Origin of the sequence: Amycolatopsis balhimycina FH 1894 (genome assembly GCF_000384295.1) — a bacterium.
GTDB classification, from domain to species: Bacteria; Actinomycetota; Actinomycetes; order Mycobacteriales; family Pseudonocardiaceae; genus Amycolatopsis; species Amycolatopsis balhimycina.
Genome location: NZ_KB913037.1, coordinates 1,365,919 through 1,380,331 on the forward strand (window position 1 = coordinate 1,365,919; position 14,413 = coordinate 1,380,331).

The following is a 14,413-nucleotide window of genomic DNA, read 5'->3' on the forward strand; positions in this document are numbered from 1 at the left end:
GCGGCTCAGCCGGCTGCCGCCAGGTGACGACCGGCAGCGAGACGAGCCGCGGCACCGAACTCGCGGAACAGCGCGGTGGAGACCGGGTCCGCGCCCGCGTACCACTCCGGATGCCATTGCACGGCAAGGCAGAACGAGTCCGCCCTCGCCGACGCGGCCTCGACGACGCCGTCGGCGGACACCGCTTCCACGCGCAGGTCCGGCGCGAGGCGGTCGATGGCCTGGTGGTGCAGCGAGTTGACCGAGACGACCGAGGTGCCCAGCAGCCGCCGCAGCACCCCGCCGTCGCGGAGGCGGACCTCGTGGGCGGGCAGGTACTGCCGGTCCCTGGGCTGCGAAAGGTCCTCGCGGTGGTTGCCGTGGGGCAGGTCGCGCAGGGTGCCGCCGAAGGCGACGTTGAGCTCCTGCAGCCCCCGGCAGATGCCCAGCACCGGCAGCCTCGCCCGCACCGCGGCGGGCAGCACCCGCAGCGCGAGTTCGTCGCGGGCCGGGTCCGCCGGCGCGAGCCGGGGCGGACCGCCGTAGCGGGCGGGCTGCACGTCGGTCTGGTGACCGCCGAACACGATGCCGTCGAACCGGCCGAGCAGTTCCGCCAGGTACGGCGCGGGGCCGCCGACGACGGCCACCGCGCAGCCGGAAACCCGTTCCAGGGCCCGGACGTAGACCTCGCGCACCGCGACGTGCGACACCTCGTCGACCGGTTCGGCCGACGCGGCCAGTGCGACCAGCGGCCGGGTCACCGGGCACGCTCCAGCGCTTGGGCGAGGTCTTCGAGCAGGTCGTCCGGGTGTTCCAGGCCCAGCGACAGCCGGACCGAGCCCGGGGTCACGCCCGCCGCGAGCTGGTCGGCGACCGGCAGCTGGGCGTGCGTGGTGGACGCCGGGTGCGTGGCCAGCGACCGGACGTCGCCGATGTTGGTGACGTGCGAGAACAGGCGGAGGGCTTCGATGAACCGGCTGCCCGCCTCCTGCCCGCCGGTGAGCTCGAACTGCACCAGCGGGCCGCCGTTGCCGCCGAGGTAGCGCCGCAGCAGCTCCTCCTGCTCGCCGTCGGCCAGGCTCGGGTGGCTGACCGACGCCACCGACGGGTGCGCGGCGAGGAACCGCGCGACCGCGGCCGCGTTCTCCCCGTGCGCGCGCATCCGCAGCGGCAGCGTCTCGATGCCCTGGATGAGCAGGAAGGCGTTGAACGGGCTCAGGCACGTCCCGAGGTCGCGCACGAGCGTTTCCCGCGCCTTGAGCAGGTAAGGGCTGCGCCCCAGCGCGCTGTCGAGCCCGCCGCCGGCCTCGGTCCACACGACGCCGCCGTGCGCGGGGTCGGGTTCGGTGAGCAGCGGGTGCCGCGCGGCGTGGCGGGTCCAGTCGAAGGTGCCCGCGTCCACGATGAGCCCGCCCAGAGCGCTGCCGTGCCCGCCGATGTACTTCGTCGCCGAGTACACCAGGATGTCCGCGCCGAACTCCAGGGGGCGGCAGACCATCGGGAGCAGCGTGTTGTCCAGCACCAGCGGCACTCCGGCCTCCCGCGCGAGCCCGGCGACGTCTTCGATGGGGAAGATGCGCAGCTTGGGGTTGGGCAGGGTTTCGCCGAAGTAGCAGCGGGTGCGGTCGTCGGTGGCGGCGGCGAAGTTCGCCGGTTTCTCCGGGCTGACGAACCGCGTCTCGATCCCGAACCGGGCGAAAGTGTTGGCCAGCAGGTTCCACGTGCCGCCGTAGAGCTCGTCGGAGCTGACGATGTTGTCCCCGGCCTGGCACAGGTTGAGCAGTGCCACGGTGGTCGCGGCCTGGCCGGAGGAGACGGCCAGCGCCGCGGGCGCGCCGTCGACCGCGGCGATCCGCGCTTCCAGGACGTCGCAGGTGGGGTTGTTGAGGCGGGTGTAGGCGTGCCCGTCCTCGCTGAGGTCGAAGATCCCCGCGGCGGCGCCGGTGTCCGGCAGCTCGTAGGCCGCGGTCTGGTAGATCGGGGTGACCACCGGAGCGGTCGGGCCGGTGCGCAGCTCGGCCCCCGCGTGCATCACCGCCGACTCCGGCCGCCGGTATTTCTTCGGCTCGCTGGCGGGCCTGTCACCGACCGGCATGGGCGTGCTCCTTCGGTTCGGACATGGAGGTGACGATCGCGCCGACCGCGCTGGGCTGGCCCTGCGGCCCCCGGGTGAACAGCCCGCCCAGCACGGCGTCGACCGCGGCGTAGTCCGGATCGGCCAGCCGCACCCGCCTCGCCTTGCCGAGGTTCCAGAACGGTGTGCGCGGGTCCAGGTGGTGTTCCAGGTGGTAGTTGTCGTTGTGGATGCCGGTGAGGAACTTCTCCCAGCCGCGGCTCTTGCGGTTGCGCGTCATGTGCAGGTCCACCCGGGCGTCCCGGACGAGCGGGGTGTGCTCGGACAGCTCGATGTACCAGCCCAGGATCTGGAAGCTCGTCAGGTAGGGCACGAACCAGAACAGCAGCAGTTCGGCCGTCCACCCCTGCGACCAGCACACGCCGGCGACGGCGGCCCAGAACACCCAGAACCCCGCGCGGTCGAACGCCCGCCTGGGGCCGTGGACCGCGGGTGCCTCCTGGCTGCGGCCTTCGCGCAGCACCCGGTACCGGTTGCGCACCAGGTACTTCAGGTAGGCCCAGGTCTGGGTGCCGAACAGCGGCATCAGCACCACCCGGCGGACGTACGCCCGCGGCGAGGCGGCCCGGTAGGCACCCTGTTCGATGAAGAACCGCAGGTCCGGGTCGCGGTCCGGGTCGCCCAGCCGCGGGTGGTGGGTGAACACGTGCGAGATCTTGTACGCGTAGTGCTGCTGGAAGATCGGGTACGCCGTGAGCACGGTGCCGAGCAGCATCCGCACCCGGTGGTCGGCCGCGCCGACGCCGTGGGCGCAGTCGTGCAGGATCGTGGACAGCCCCCGCTGCCGGGCGCCGATGACCAGCACCGCGAGCGGGTAGCACCACCACGAAACGGCGACGCACAACCACACGCAGGCCGCGATCCAGGCGACGTCCTCCAGCCACGCGAGCCCGGCGTGCCAGTTGTCGCTGCGGTTGAGGCGTTTCATCCGGGCCCGCACTTCCGTGGGGAAGCGGTGCGTCCGGTAGCGCTTCCCGTCGTAGGCCCACTCGGTGTCCGACACGGTTCTCCCTGGGTCGAGGTCAGACGAGGGCGGTCAGCGGCACGCCGATGAACGTCGGGTCGAAGCGGCTGACGCCGTCGAGCAGCTCGTCGATCTTGGTCATGACGGCGGAGTCGAGCACGACGTCGGCGGCCTTGACGTTGTCGGAGACCTGCTCGGGGCGCGAAGCGCCGGTGATCGCGGTGGCGACGTTGGGGTTCTGCAGCACCCAGGCGATGGCCAGCTGCGCCATGGTCAGGCCGAGCTGGCCGGCGATCGGGCGCAGCTCCTGCACCTTGCGCAGCACGTCGTCCTGCAGCCAGCGGACCATGTAGCCGCTGCCCTCGCCGTCGGTGGCGCGGGAGCCGGCCGGGGGCTGCTCGCCGGGCAGGTACTTGCCGGTGAGCACGCCCTGGGCCACCGGCGACCAGACGAGCTGGCCCATGCCCTCGCGCTCGCAGGCCGGCACGACCTGGGCCTCGATGACCCGCCACAGCATCGAGTACTGCGTCTGGCTGGCGATCAGCGGGACGCGCAGCTCGCGGGCCAGTGCGGCGGCGCGGGTGATCTGCTCGGCGGTCCACTCCGAGACGCCGACGTAGAGGATCTTGCCCTGCCGCACCAGGTCGGCGAAGGCCAGCATGGTCTCCTCCAGCTCGACCGTGGGGTCGAACTGGTGGGCCTGGTAGAGGTCGAGGTAGTCGGTCCCGAGCCGGCGCAGGGAGCCGTGCGCGGACTCCATGATGTGCTTGCGGCCGAGGCCCTGGTCGTTGGGGCCGCCGGGGCCGGTCGGCCAGTACACCTTGGTGCAGATCTCCAGGCTCTCCCGGCGGTGACCCGACAGCGCGCGCCCCAGCACCTCCTCGGCCCGGGTGTTGGCGTACATGTCGGCGGTGTCGAACGTGGTGATCCCGGCGTCGAGTGCCGCTTCCACGCATTTCCTGGCTTGTTCCTCGGCCACCTGGGACCCGTGGGTGATCCAGTTGCCGTAGGAAATCTTGCTCACTGAGAGGCCGCTGCGGCCCAGTCGACGATGTTCCATGCCTTACGACACTCCAAGGAATTTCCGGCACAGTCAACGTTTAGAACCGGGGAACAAGGTGCCGCCGATGCGGTCATAGAAAATCTTTATGAGGCCATCAGCCGGGCTGTTCTCCGCCTTGCCCCGGCGATTTCCCGATGGCAGCGTGGGGCATCTGTCGGGGGAATCACCGGAATCGCCGCGGAGTCGCCGCGGCTGGAATCCGGTTCGAGGTCGGGAGAACAATGGTCGACAAGATGATCGGCGCCGCCCGTGCGGCGACCGTGGCGGCACCGCCGCTGGGCAACGAGGCATACGAGCGTTTCTGCACCGGGCTGGCCCGCCGGCTGACGACGGAGTGGCCGCGGATCTGCGCGGCGAACGACGTCGACGTCGGCCGGGCAAGGGAGGCGGGACTGCCCGCCGTGCTCGTCGACCGGCTCCGGCTGACCGACGACCACCTAGCCGATCTGGTGACCCTTACGTCGACGGTCGCCGGGGAGATGCGGGAGCTGACCCGCCGCCCGCCGGGCACCCCGATCGGCGACTGGGGGGTGCGCCACCGCGTGCCGCGGCCGCTGGGCGTGGTGCTGATGATCTTCGAGGCCCGCCCGACCGTCACCGTCGAAGGCGCGCTGCTCAACGCGGCGGCCGGGAACGCGGTGATCCTGCGTGGTGGCAAGGAGATCGCGCGGACGAACGCCGCGCTCGGCGCCGCCGTCACCGCCGCACTGGCGGACGCGGGGCTGCCCGCGGGCCTGGTCACCGTGCTGGACGACCCCAGCCGCTCGCTGCTGCGGGACCTGCTTCGCCGTCCCGACGCGATCGACGTGCTCATCCCCCGCGGGAGCCCGTCCCTGATCGACTACTGCCACCGCGCGAGCACCATCCCGGTGCTGGCCAGCGGCGGCGGGGTCAACCACCTCTACGTGCACCGCAGTGCCGAGCTCGCCCAGGCGGTCGCGATCGCGCTGGACAGCAAGCTGCCCGCCCCGGCCGGGTGCACCTCGCTGGAGATCGCGCTGGTCGACCGGCCGGTGGCCGACGAGTTCGTGGCGGCACTGCTCGACGGTGCCCGCCAAGACGGCAGGCCGCTGACCATCCGGGTCGGCGAGGGGCTCCGGCAGCCGGAAACCACCGGGCAGTGGCGGGTGGAGGCACTGGCCGAGCACGACCTGGGCCGGGAGTTCCTCGACAGCACCGTCGGCGTGGTGGCCGTGGACTCCCCGGACGAAGCCGTGGAGTTCATCCAGCGGCACGGCTCCGGGCACAGCGAGGCGATCGCCGCCACCGACCCGGTGGTCACCGGCGAGTTCACCGACCGGGTGGACGCGGCCACCATCGTGATCAACGGTTCCCTGCGGCTCAACGACGGGCCCACGCTGGAGCTGGGCTCGGAGATCGCGATCAGCACCAGCAGGCTGCACGCCCGCGGGCCGATCACCCTGGCCGCGCTGGTGAACTACTGCTGGGTGATCGAGGCCAACGGCCGGCTGCGCGAGGCGAGCTGATGGCGGCCCCGGCGACGGCTCCGGCGACGCGGCCGCCGCTGCTGCTCCCGCTCAGCCGGCGGCCGCAGGCCCCGCAAGCGGTGCTGGTGCACCCCGGCGGGGGCGGCCTGAGCCCGTACACCCCGCTGGCCGTGCGGCTGGGCCGGCGGCACGGCGTGAGCGGGATCCGCGCCGGCGGCCTGTTCGCCGGTGAGCGGCCCGACGACGACGTCGAGGTGATGGCCGAGCGGTACCTGCCGCTGCTGGACACGCTGCCCCGCCGTCCGGAACTGCTGGTCGGCTGGTCGATGGGCGGAGTGCTCGCCTGGGAGCTCGGCGCGCGGCTCGCCGCGACCGGCCCGGCCCCGGCCGTGGTGATGATCGACAGCTTCACCCGCCGGGACGAGTTCGGCACCACGGCGCGGCGGGACGCGGTCATCGAGCGGATCATGCGGTCGGTGCACGCCAGGGTCGCCCCCCGCGACCAGCGCTGGGCCGAGGCCACCGCCCACGCCCACGTCACCGCGTCGGGCCGGCATCAGGTGACCAGCACCCACCCGGGCCCCGCGCTGCTGATGGCCTGCGCGAGCCCGCACCGCCGCACCCAGGTCGAGAACTGGACCCGGCTGTCCGGGCGGCTGCGGGTCCGCGAACTGGACTGCGGCCACTTCGACGTGTTCGGCCGGAAAGCGCTTCCGGCCGTGCTGGCCCACCTCGACGAGTTCCTGACCGGAAACCGAAACCGATCCACGAAATGCCTTGGAGGGCAACGATGACGACCGGACCAGACCACACGGCGGTCTCCGAATCCGTCAAGCGCGTGGTGATCGCCGAATCCCGGCTTTCCCTCGCGCCGGAGGAGATCCCCGACAACGAGCCGCTCAACGGCGACCTGCTGCGCATCAACTCGCTGGGTTTCGTCGGCATGCTCGTGCACCTGGAGGACGCACTCGACGTGACCCTGCCCGACGACCTGTTCGTCGGCCGCACGTTCAAGACGGTCGACGACCTCGTCGAAGTCGTCGCCGAAGGCGCCCGCGAGACGACGGAGGAGCCGTGATGACCCCCGCATCCCTGCCCACCAGCTGGCGCAGCGTGCTGCCGCACCTGGACGAGCCGCTGCCGCCCGACCGCAGCCCGGAAGCCACCGCGGGCGGCTCGGACACCGGGGTTTCGGTGAACCTGCCGTTCACGCTGGTGCGCCAGTCCACCCAGAACCGGGAGTTCTGGGACATCCCCGCCGAGGTGCTCGACGCCTACCGCAGCTTCCGGCCCACCCCGCTGTGGCGGGCGCGGCGGTTCGAGGAAGCCGTCGGCGCGCGGGTGCCGATCTACGTCAAGTACGAAGGCGGCAACATCTCCGGCAGCCACAAGCTGAACACCGCCATCGCGCAGGCCTACTACTACGCCAAGGCCGGTGTCCGGGAACTGGTCACCGGCACCGGGGCGGGACAGTGGGGCACCGCGCTCGCCGCCGCCTGCGCGATGTTCGGGCTGCGCTGCCGCGTGTTCATGGTGGGCACGAGCCTGCAGCGCAAGCCCTACCGGGGCACGCTGATGCGGACTCTGGGCGCCACCGTGCACGCCAGCCCGAGCGACCTGACCGACGTCGCCGCCCGCACCGGCGGCGGGGTGAACAGCCTCGCCCTGGCCATCGGCGAAGCGGTCGAATACGCCGGACGCACCGAAGGGGCCGCGTTCTGCATCGGCAGCGGCGAGACCTACAGCATCCTGCACCAGTCCGTCATCGGACTGGAGGCCATCGAGCAGCTCGCCGGGCTGGAGGCCGAAGTGGACAGTGTCGTCGGCTGCGTCGGCGCCGGCTCGAACTTCGGCGGGCTCGCCCTGCCGTTCTTCGCCGAGGCCGCCGCGACCGGGACGGCGTGCCCGCGGCTGGTGGCCGCGGAGTCCAGCACCACCCCGAAGCTCAGCCGCGGTGTCTACGCCTACGACAAGACCGACGCCACCGGCGTCAGCCCGATGGAAGCGATGTACACGATCGGCAGTACCTACCCGATTCCGGACTCGCACTCGGCCGGCCTGCGCTTCCACGGCGCGGCGAAGGTCATCTCCGCCATGCGGCACCGGGACCAGGTCACTGCCCGCGCCGTCGGGCAGGTCGAAGCACTGGAGGCCGGGCAGGTCTTCACCCGCTCGGAGATGGTGCTCCCCGCGCCGGAATCCGGGCACGCGCTCGCCGTCGCCGCCCAGCTGGCCTCGGACGGCGGGTCTTCCCGCGGCGTCGTCGCCTGCGTGAGCGGGCACGGCTATCTCGACCTCTCCGCCTACCAGCAGCTGGCCGACGGCGAACTCAGCAACGAGCCCCCGGCGGAGCAGGCACTGGACGCGGCGATGGACCGGCTGCAGCCCGTTCCCGGGCTCGCGATCGCGGGGAGTGGTCATGGTGCCTGAACCGCTGGACCACCGCCTCTTCGACTGCGTCCAGGTGAACCTCGCCGAGCTCGCCGACCGCCTGCACGGCGAAGGCACGCACCTCGCGCTCGGCCGGGTGCTGCGCTTCTGGCCCCGGCCGGGCGCGGACGGGATACCCACCGTCGAGCCGCTGGTCGACTCGCAGGTGGCCGAATCCGCCGGCCTGCTGGGATTGCGCGTCACCCGGCGTGCGCGGATCGCCTCCGCGGACGAGCTCGAACCCGGCCCCGGCTGCTACGTGGTGGCGGACGCCTACCACCTGCCCTGGGTCCCCTACCACCGCAAGCAGCACCTGGAGCACAGCTTCCTGGTCGAGCCGGCCGGAGACGGCGTCACCGTCGTGGACGGCTACCACAACGACACCCAGTGGGGTGCGGCCCGGCCGGGCCGGTGGACGCTGGACCACGCGGAACTCGCCGAAGCACTTCCCGGAGGCGCGCTGACGTTCGCCATCGTCGCCGGGGACCGCCCGGCCGGACGCGCGCCGCTGGTGGAACTGGCCGACGCCCATGCGTACGTCGCGACCTACGCCGACCACCCGGACCGGGTGCGGGCGTTGCAGGGGCTGACCTTGCAGACCTGGCTGCTCACCCGCAGCCGCCGCCTGCACGCCGCCGCGATGGGACTGGACACCGAGGCGGTCCACGCGCACCTGGCCGAGTGGGACGCGCTCGCCAAGCAGGTCTACCTGGCGAGCCGCCGGGTCACCGCGGGCCGGGACGAACCACGTTCGGTGTTCGGCCGCCTCGCCGACTGCCTCGCCGCGGACCACACCGCGTTCGAAGGCACCGCCGGAACCACCACGGAGTCCACAGTGGACACCATCGGGGTCCCGCCGGAGGTCCGCGAGTCCGTCGCCGCGGTGATCCGGACCGTGCTCGGCACCGGGCCCGCCGAAGGCGATCACGCGCTCGGCGACATCCCCGGCTTCAGCTCCTTCCGGATGATGGAGATCGTCGAGCGGATCGAAAGCGACCTCGGCGTCGAATTCGCCGCCGAGGACCTGGTCCCGGAAAAACTCACCCACGTCGACGGCCTCTGCCGCGCCGTCCTGGACGCCGGAGGAACACGATGACCTACTCACCACGCGTGCTCCACGAACTGCTCGGCCACGCTGCCCGGCAGTGGCCGAACCGGACCGCGCTGACCTGCCGGGACACCTCGGTGACCTACCGCGAACTCGCCGCCGCCGCGAACCGCGTGGCCGCCGCGCTCGCCGCCCGGGGCGCCCGCCGCGGGGACCGGCTGCTGATCAACGCCCCGGCGAGCACGCTGCTGCCCGCCGTGGTCTTCGGCGCCGCCCGGGCCGGCGTCGCGTTTTCCCTGCTGCACGAACAGGTTCGCGGCAACAGCCTCGACCACGTGCTCGCGGACTCCGAACCGGTGCTGATGGTGACCGGCGACGAGGACGTGCGGCGCTCGGCCGAAGCGGCCGGCGTCCCCGCGGCCTCGGTCGAGGACCTGGCCGCCGGCGCGGACCACGACGTCGAACTGCCCGCTCCCCCGCTGCCGGTCGACCCGGTGTGCCTGATCTACACCTCCGGCACCACGTCGTTGCCCAAGGCCGTGGTCAGCACCCACCAGCAGCTGCTGTTCGCCGCCGGGGCGATCTCCTCGGTGCTGGAGTACCGCACCGACGACGTCGTCTACAGCCCGCTGCCGCTGTCCTTCGACTACGGGCTGTACCAGGTGTTCCTGGCCGTCGCGGCGGGGTCGAACCTGGTCATGGGCGCTCCCACCGAGGTGGGCCCGTCGCTGGTCGGCAACCTGGTGCGCGCGAACGCGACCGTGCTGCCCGCCGTCCCGGCCGTCGCCGAGGCGCTCAGCGCGCTGCTGCGGCGCCGCCCGAAGCCCGCGCCGGCCTTGCGGCTGCTCACCAACACCGGCGCGGCGATGCCGACGGGCACGCTGGAGTCCTTGCGCGAAGCCATTCCCGGCCTGCGCGTGCAGCTGATGTTCGGGCTGACCGAGTGCAAGCGCGCCACCATCATGCCGGTGGACGGCGATCTCGAGCGGCCCGGTTCCAGCGGCAAGGCGCTGCCCGGCACGGAGGTCTTCGTCATCGGCGAGTCCGGTGAGCGGCTGCCGGCCGGGGAGATCGGCGAGATCGTGGTGCGCGGCCCGAACGTCATGGCCGGGTACTGGCGCCGCCCGGAGCTCACCGCGCAGAAGTTCCCGCGCGTGGACGGCCTGTTCCCGGAACTGCGCACCGGCGACTACGGCCGGCTCGACGAGGAGGGCTACCTCTACTTCGACGGCCGCCGCGACGACATCTACAAGGAGCGCGGGTTCCGCGTCAGCGCGACCGAGGTCGAGACCGCCGCGCGCGGCGTGCCCGGTGTCCGCGAAGCCGCGGTGCTGGTCCCGAAGGACACCCGCCCGGCGTGGCTGTTCGTCACCGGCGAGCTGGCCGCAGAGGGCGTGCTCGACGGGATGCGTACCCGGATCGAAGAGTTCAAGATCCCGGCGAGCTGCCTGCGGGTGGAGGCGCTTCCCTTGACCGGAAACGGAAAGGTCGACCGCAAGGCACTGGCGTCGATGGCCGAGGAGGTGTCCAGTGGAGCTGCTCGATGAGCGTCACCCGGCGCTCGCGGAACTGCCCGGCGAACTCGCCGGGATGCCCACCCCCGCCTACGTCTACGACCTGGCCGAGGTCCGCCGCAACCACCGGCGTCTCGACAGTGCCCTGCCCGACGGCACCGGGCTGCTGTACTCGCTGAAGGCCAACCCGCACCCGGACGTGCTGAGCACGCTGCGCGCAGCCGGTGCCCGCCCGGAGGTCTGCTCCTCCGGCGAGCTGCGGGCCGCGCTCGAAGCCGGCTGGACGGGCGCGCAGGTGCTCTACACCGGACCGGCGAAGCGGGACGCCGAAATCGAGTGCGCGCTGCGGGCCGGGGTGCGGGAGTTCTCCGTGGACTCCCCGCACGCCGTCGCCCAGCTCGACCGGCTCGCCGGCGAGGCCGGGGTCCGCGCTCGCTACCTGCTGCGCGTCAACGACGACCAGCCGGTGCCGGGCCAGGGCCTGGCGATGACCGGGGTGCCCTCGCAGTTCGGCGCCGACACCGGCTGGATCCTCGCCGAGCCCGCCCGCTTCGCCGGGGGCGAGCACGCCGAGGCGTCCGGGCTGCACCTGTACATGGGCACCAACCTCACCGCCGTCGACGACCTGCTCGGGCAGTTCCGCCGCGCGCTGGGCACCGCCGCGCGGCTGCGGGAAGCCCTGGCACCGCACGGGGTCCGCTTCCGGACCCTCGACCTCGGCGGCGGTTTCGGCGCCCCGTTCGCGAAGGACGGCACCGCGATCGAACTGCCCGGCCTGTGTGAAGGGCTCGAAGCGCTGCTCGGCGAGGAACTGCCGGGCTGGCGCGAGCAGGGCCCGGAGGTGGTGTTCGAGTCCGGCCGGTACCTGGTCGGCACGGCGGGCACCCTCGTCACGGCGGTGCTGGACGTCAAACGCTCGCACGACAAGGACATCGTGGTGCTGGAGTCCGGCATCAACCACCTCGGCGGCATGTCGGGGATGCGGCGGCTGCCCCCGCTCGCGCCCCGCCTGCTCGGCCCGGCCGGCCCGGACGTGCTCGACGCGCTCGTCGCCGGTCCGCTGTGCACGCCGCTGGACACCTGGACCCGCGGCGCCCGGCTGCCCGAGCTGAACCCCGGCGACCTGGTCGCGGTGCCGAACGTCGGCGCCTACGGGCTCTGCGCCAGCCTCGTCGCCTTCCTGGGCCACCCCCTGCCGGCGGAGGTCGTCGTCGACGGCGACCGCCCCGGCGCCCCCGCGCGGACCTCGCGCGTGGAACTGGTCAGGACCACTGACCCCGCTTCGGCGGACCGAGTATGAGGAGCGAAAAAATGGACCCCCGCATGGCCGAACTGCTCACCCCCTACCTCAAGTTCCTCAACGGCCGAGAGCTCGGCCCGGACGACTCGCTGCGCGAGCGCGGGCTGGACTCGATGCAGTCGATCAACGTCCTGTTCGAGATCGAGGACGTCTTCGGCGTCTCCCTGCCGGACGAGGACATCACCGACGCCACCTTCGCCACCGGCGCCACCCTGTGGAACGCGGTGCACGCCCAGCTGGAGCGCCAGGAGGTCTCGTCATGACCACCGCCCCGCTCGCCGAACTCGTCGGGCGCGTGACCAAGGTCGCCGAGGAGCACGTCCGCCAGGCCGACGACGACGCCGCGTTCCCGGTGCAGGCGCTCGACGAGCTGCGTGCCACCGGCCTGCTCGGGCTGCTCGTCCCCGCCGAGGACGGCGGGCTCGGCGGCTCGCTGGCCGACGTCCTCGAGACCAGCACCGAGCTGGGCCGGGTCGACATGTCCCTGGCGATGATCTTCGCCATGCACTGCCAGCAGGTCGCGGCCGTGCTCGCGCACGCCGAAGGCAGGTTGCGCGCGGAACTGCTGCCCGAGATCGCCGCGGGCCGGCTCTACCTCGGCTCGGTCACCACCGAGGCGGGCAAGGGCGGGCACCTGCTGACCGCCGAGTCCGCCGCGGCCTGGAGCGAAGGCGAACTGCTCGTCGACCGCTTCGCCCCGATCGTCACCGGGGGCCGGCACGCGGACGGGTTCCTCATCACGATGCGCGCCCCGGACGCGGAAGCGGACAACCAGGTGTCGCTGGTCTACGCCGCCCGCGGGCAGCTGGAGATCGAGCCGGCCGGCGGCTGGAACCCGCTGGGCATGCGGGCCAGCGACAGCGGGGCCTTGAAGCTGCGCGGGCGGCTGCCCGCGCACCAGGTCGTCGGGCGCCACGGTGACTTCCACACGATCGTCACGACCGTGTTCGGCCCGCTGGCCCACCTCGGCTGGGCGTCCTGCTGGCTGGGCACGGCGGCCGGCGCGCTGTCCCGGGTGATCACCTCCTTGCGCGGCAGCCGCGGCAAGACGGACCTGAACTCGGAGCTGCTGCTGACGCGGCTGTCGCGGTCGCGCCAGCGGCTGGACACCGTGCACGCGCTGATCGGGCACGCCCGCCAGGTGGTCGAGACCACCGCGGACCTCAGCGCGCCCAAGGTGCAGCTGCTGATCAACGCCGTGAAGATCACCGCGGCCGAGGAGTGCTACCGCGCCGTCGACGAGCTGGTCGACGCCGTCGGGATGCGCCACGGCTACCTGCGCGACTCGCCCACGCGGCTCGAGCAGGCGCTGCGGGACCTGCGCTCGGCGGTGCTGAACTACAGCAACGACCGGCTGCACCTCGCCGACGGCCGGTTGGCCCTGCTCGACCGGGAGGTGCGTTTTGCCTGAGTCAGCGGTCCTGTCCACTGTGGATTCTTCCGCGGGCGGCGGCCGGGTGTGGCAACAGCTCGGCTCGGCCGGCGTGCTACGGGAGCAGTACCGGCGGCGCACGCCCGCGGGGCTGATCGCCGACCCGGACCGGCTGGGCGCCACGCTGCGCGCGGTCGACGCCCGGGCGGACAACGGGATCACGCTGAGCGTGCTGGTGCAGTCGGCGAGCGCGCTGCCGATCCTGGCCACCGCGACGGGGCCGGCGTTCGACCGGGTCGTCGCCGGCGAGTGCGAGGTCGCGCTGGCCGCGACGGACGCCGCGGCGGCCGGGTCGGACCTCACCGGGCTGGGCACGGAGGTCGAGATCGACGAGGACTCCGTCCGGCTCGAGGGCGCGAAGCGGTGGGTGACGACGGCGACCCGCGCGGCGTACTTCCTGGTGCTGGCCCGCCACCGGCCGGGACGGCACTTCACGGCGTTCACGTGGGTCCTGGTCCCGGCGGACGCGGCGGGGGTCCGGGTCTCACCCGCGACGACCACGTTGCTCGCGGGAGCGGGCATCGGGCACGTCGAGTTCTCCGGGGTCCGGCTGCCCGCCTCGGCCGTCGTCGGCCGGCCGGGCCGCGGGCTGGCCCTGTTCGCCCGGCACATGGGCACCGAACGGCTCGCCGGCGCCCAGTGGGCGACGGCGCTCACGAGCCGGGTGCTGGAGCGGACGAGAACAGAGCTGACCCGGCGCGAGATCGACGGGCGCGCGCTGTGGGACCACGATTCGGTCCGCCAGGAGTTCGCGGGCTGCCTGGTGCGGGTACGCGAACTGCGAGCGCTGTACGAAGCACTGGGCGAACGGGTCGTGGAGGAACACGACCTGACGAGCGCGGCGATGTTGAAGGCCGCGGTCGGCCTCACGGCGGACGAGGTGCTGTCCCGCTGCGCGAAGTGGCAGGGCGCGAACGGTTTCGCCGACGACGGCCTGCAGCTGGAACGCGCGGAGGCGGCGGTGTTCGGCATCGGCGGCGGCGTGACGGAGCTGATGCTCGGCGCGGTCGCCGACGGCGCCGAGACGGTGCTGAAGGAACTGCGCGCATGAACCCCCCGAGCTCCGTCCCGAAAGCGCCACTTTCACGGGAAAGTGGCGCG

The 14,413-nt window shown here is 72.7% G+C and carries 14 protein-coding genes; 10 read left to right on the top strand and 4 right to left on the bottom strand.

The window, feature by feature from the left end; genetic code table 11:
- Positions 1–5: 5 nt before the first annotated feature.
- Genes A3CE_RS0105355 through A3CE_RS0105370 form a run of 4 tightly spaced genes read right to left on the bottom strand, consistent with a single transcriptional unit; the run spans position 6 to position 4,137 of the window.
- Positions 6–740 (bottom strand): gamma-glutamyl-gamma-aminobutyrate hydrolase family protein, encoded by a 735-nt coding sequence (locus tag A3CE_RS0105355; protein WP_020639037.1) that lies wholly within the window; start codon positions 738–740, stop codon positions 6–8.
- Complete coding sequence (locus tag A3CE_RS0105360; protein WP_020639038.1) at positions 737–2,074, bottom strand: O-acetylhomoserine aminocarboxypropyltransferase/cysteine synthase family protein; 1,338 nt, start codon at positions 2,072–2,074, stop codon at positions 737–739. The genes A3CE_RS0105355 and A3CE_RS0105360 overlap by 4 nt, the downstream gene beginning before the upstream one ends.
- The gene (locus tag A3CE_RS0105365) at positions 2,061–3,116 is read right to left on the bottom strand and encodes a fatty acid desaturase family protein (protein WP_020639039.1); all 1,056 of its coding nucleotides are present in this window, start codon (positions 3,114–3,116) and stop codon (positions 2,061–2,063) included. Before A3CE_RS0105365 ends, A3CE_RS0105360 begins: the two co-directional genes overlap by 14 nt.
- A gap of 19 nt (positions 3,117–3,135) precedes the next feature.
- Positions 3,136–4,137, bottom strand: a complete 1,002-nt coding sequence (locus A3CE_RS0105370) for an aldo/keto reductase family protein (protein ID WP_026468171.1) — start codon at positions 4,135–4,137, stop codon at positions 3,136–3,138.
- Positions 4,138–4,361: 224 nt separating this feature from the next.
- Here A3CE_RS0105370 and A3CE_RS0105375 point away from each other — a divergent pair, with 224 nt between their 5' ends.
- Genes A3CE_RS0105375 through A3CE_RS0105420 form a run of 10 tightly spaced genes read left to right on the top strand, consistent with a single transcriptional unit; the run spans position 4,362 to position 14,363 of the window.
- Positions 4,362–5,627, top strand: coding sequence for a glutamate-5-semialdehyde dehydrogenase (locus tag A3CE_RS0105375; RefSeq protein WP_020639041.1), 1,266 nt, complete (start codon positions 4,362–4,364; stop codon positions 5,625–5,627).
- Positions 5,627–6,382 (top strand): alpha/beta fold hydrolase, encoded by a 756-nt coding sequence (locus A3CE_RS0105380; RefSeq protein WP_020639042.1) that lies wholly within the window; start codon positions 5,627–5,629, stop codon positions 6,380–6,382. Before A3CE_RS0105375 ends, A3CE_RS0105380 begins: the two co-directional genes overlap by 1 nt.
- A complete protein-coding gene (locus A3CE_RS0105385; RefSeq protein WP_020639043.1) occupies positions 6,379–6,666 on the top strand; it encodes an acyl carrier protein in 288 nt (95 codons plus the stop codon). Before A3CE_RS0105380 ends, A3CE_RS0105385 begins: the two co-directional genes overlap by 4 nt.
- Entirely contained in the window at positions 6,666–8,018 is a 1,353-nt protein-coding gene (locus tag A3CE_RS0105390; protein WP_020639044.1) for a TrpB-like pyridoxal phosphate-dependent enzyme, read from the top strand. Before A3CE_RS0105385 ends, A3CE_RS0105390 begins: the two co-directional genes overlap by 1 nt.
- Complete coding sequence (locus A3CE_RS0105395) at positions 8,008–9,114, top strand: acyl carrier protein (RefSeq protein WP_020639045.1); 1,107 nt, start codon at positions 8,008–8,010, stop codon at positions 9,112–9,114. The genes A3CE_RS0105390 and A3CE_RS0105395 overlap by 11 nt, the downstream gene beginning before the upstream one ends.
- Entirely contained in the window at positions 9,111–10,613 is a 1,503-nt protein-coding gene (locus tag A3CE_RS0105400; protein ID WP_020639046.1) for a class I adenylate-forming enzyme family protein, read from the top strand. The genes A3CE_RS0105395 and A3CE_RS0105400 overlap by 4 nt, the downstream gene beginning before the upstream one ends.
- On the top strand, positions 10,597–11,880 hold the full coding sequence (locus A3CE_RS0105405; protein WP_020639047.1) for a type III PLP-dependent enzyme domain-containing protein: 1,284 nt from the start codon (positions 10,597–10,599) through the stop codon (positions 11,878–11,880). The genes A3CE_RS0105400 and A3CE_RS0105405 overlap by 17 nt, the downstream gene beginning before the upstream one ends.
- Before the next feature lie 11 nt (positions 11,881–11,891).
- Positions 11,892–12,143: a phosphopantetheine-binding protein gene (locus A3CE_RS0105410; protein ID WP_026468174.1), complete on the top strand. Its 252-nt coding sequence runs from the start codon at positions 11,892–11,894 to the stop codon at positions 12,141–12,143.
- Positions 12,140–13,291, top strand: a complete 1,152-nt coding sequence (locus A3CE_RS0105415) for an acyl-CoA dehydrogenase family protein (RefSeq protein WP_020639049.1) — start codon at positions 12,140–12,142, stop codon at positions 13,289–13,291. Before A3CE_RS0105410 ends, A3CE_RS0105415 begins: the two co-directional genes overlap by 4 nt.
- Positions 13,284–14,363, top strand: coding sequence for an acyl-CoA dehydrogenase family protein (locus A3CE_RS0105420; protein WP_245589435.1), 1,080 nt, complete (start codon positions 13,284–13,286; stop codon positions 14,361–14,363). The genes A3CE_RS0105415 and A3CE_RS0105420 overlap by 8 nt, the downstream gene beginning before the upstream one ends.
- The last annotated feature ends 50 nt before the right edge of the window (positions 14,364–14,413 follow it).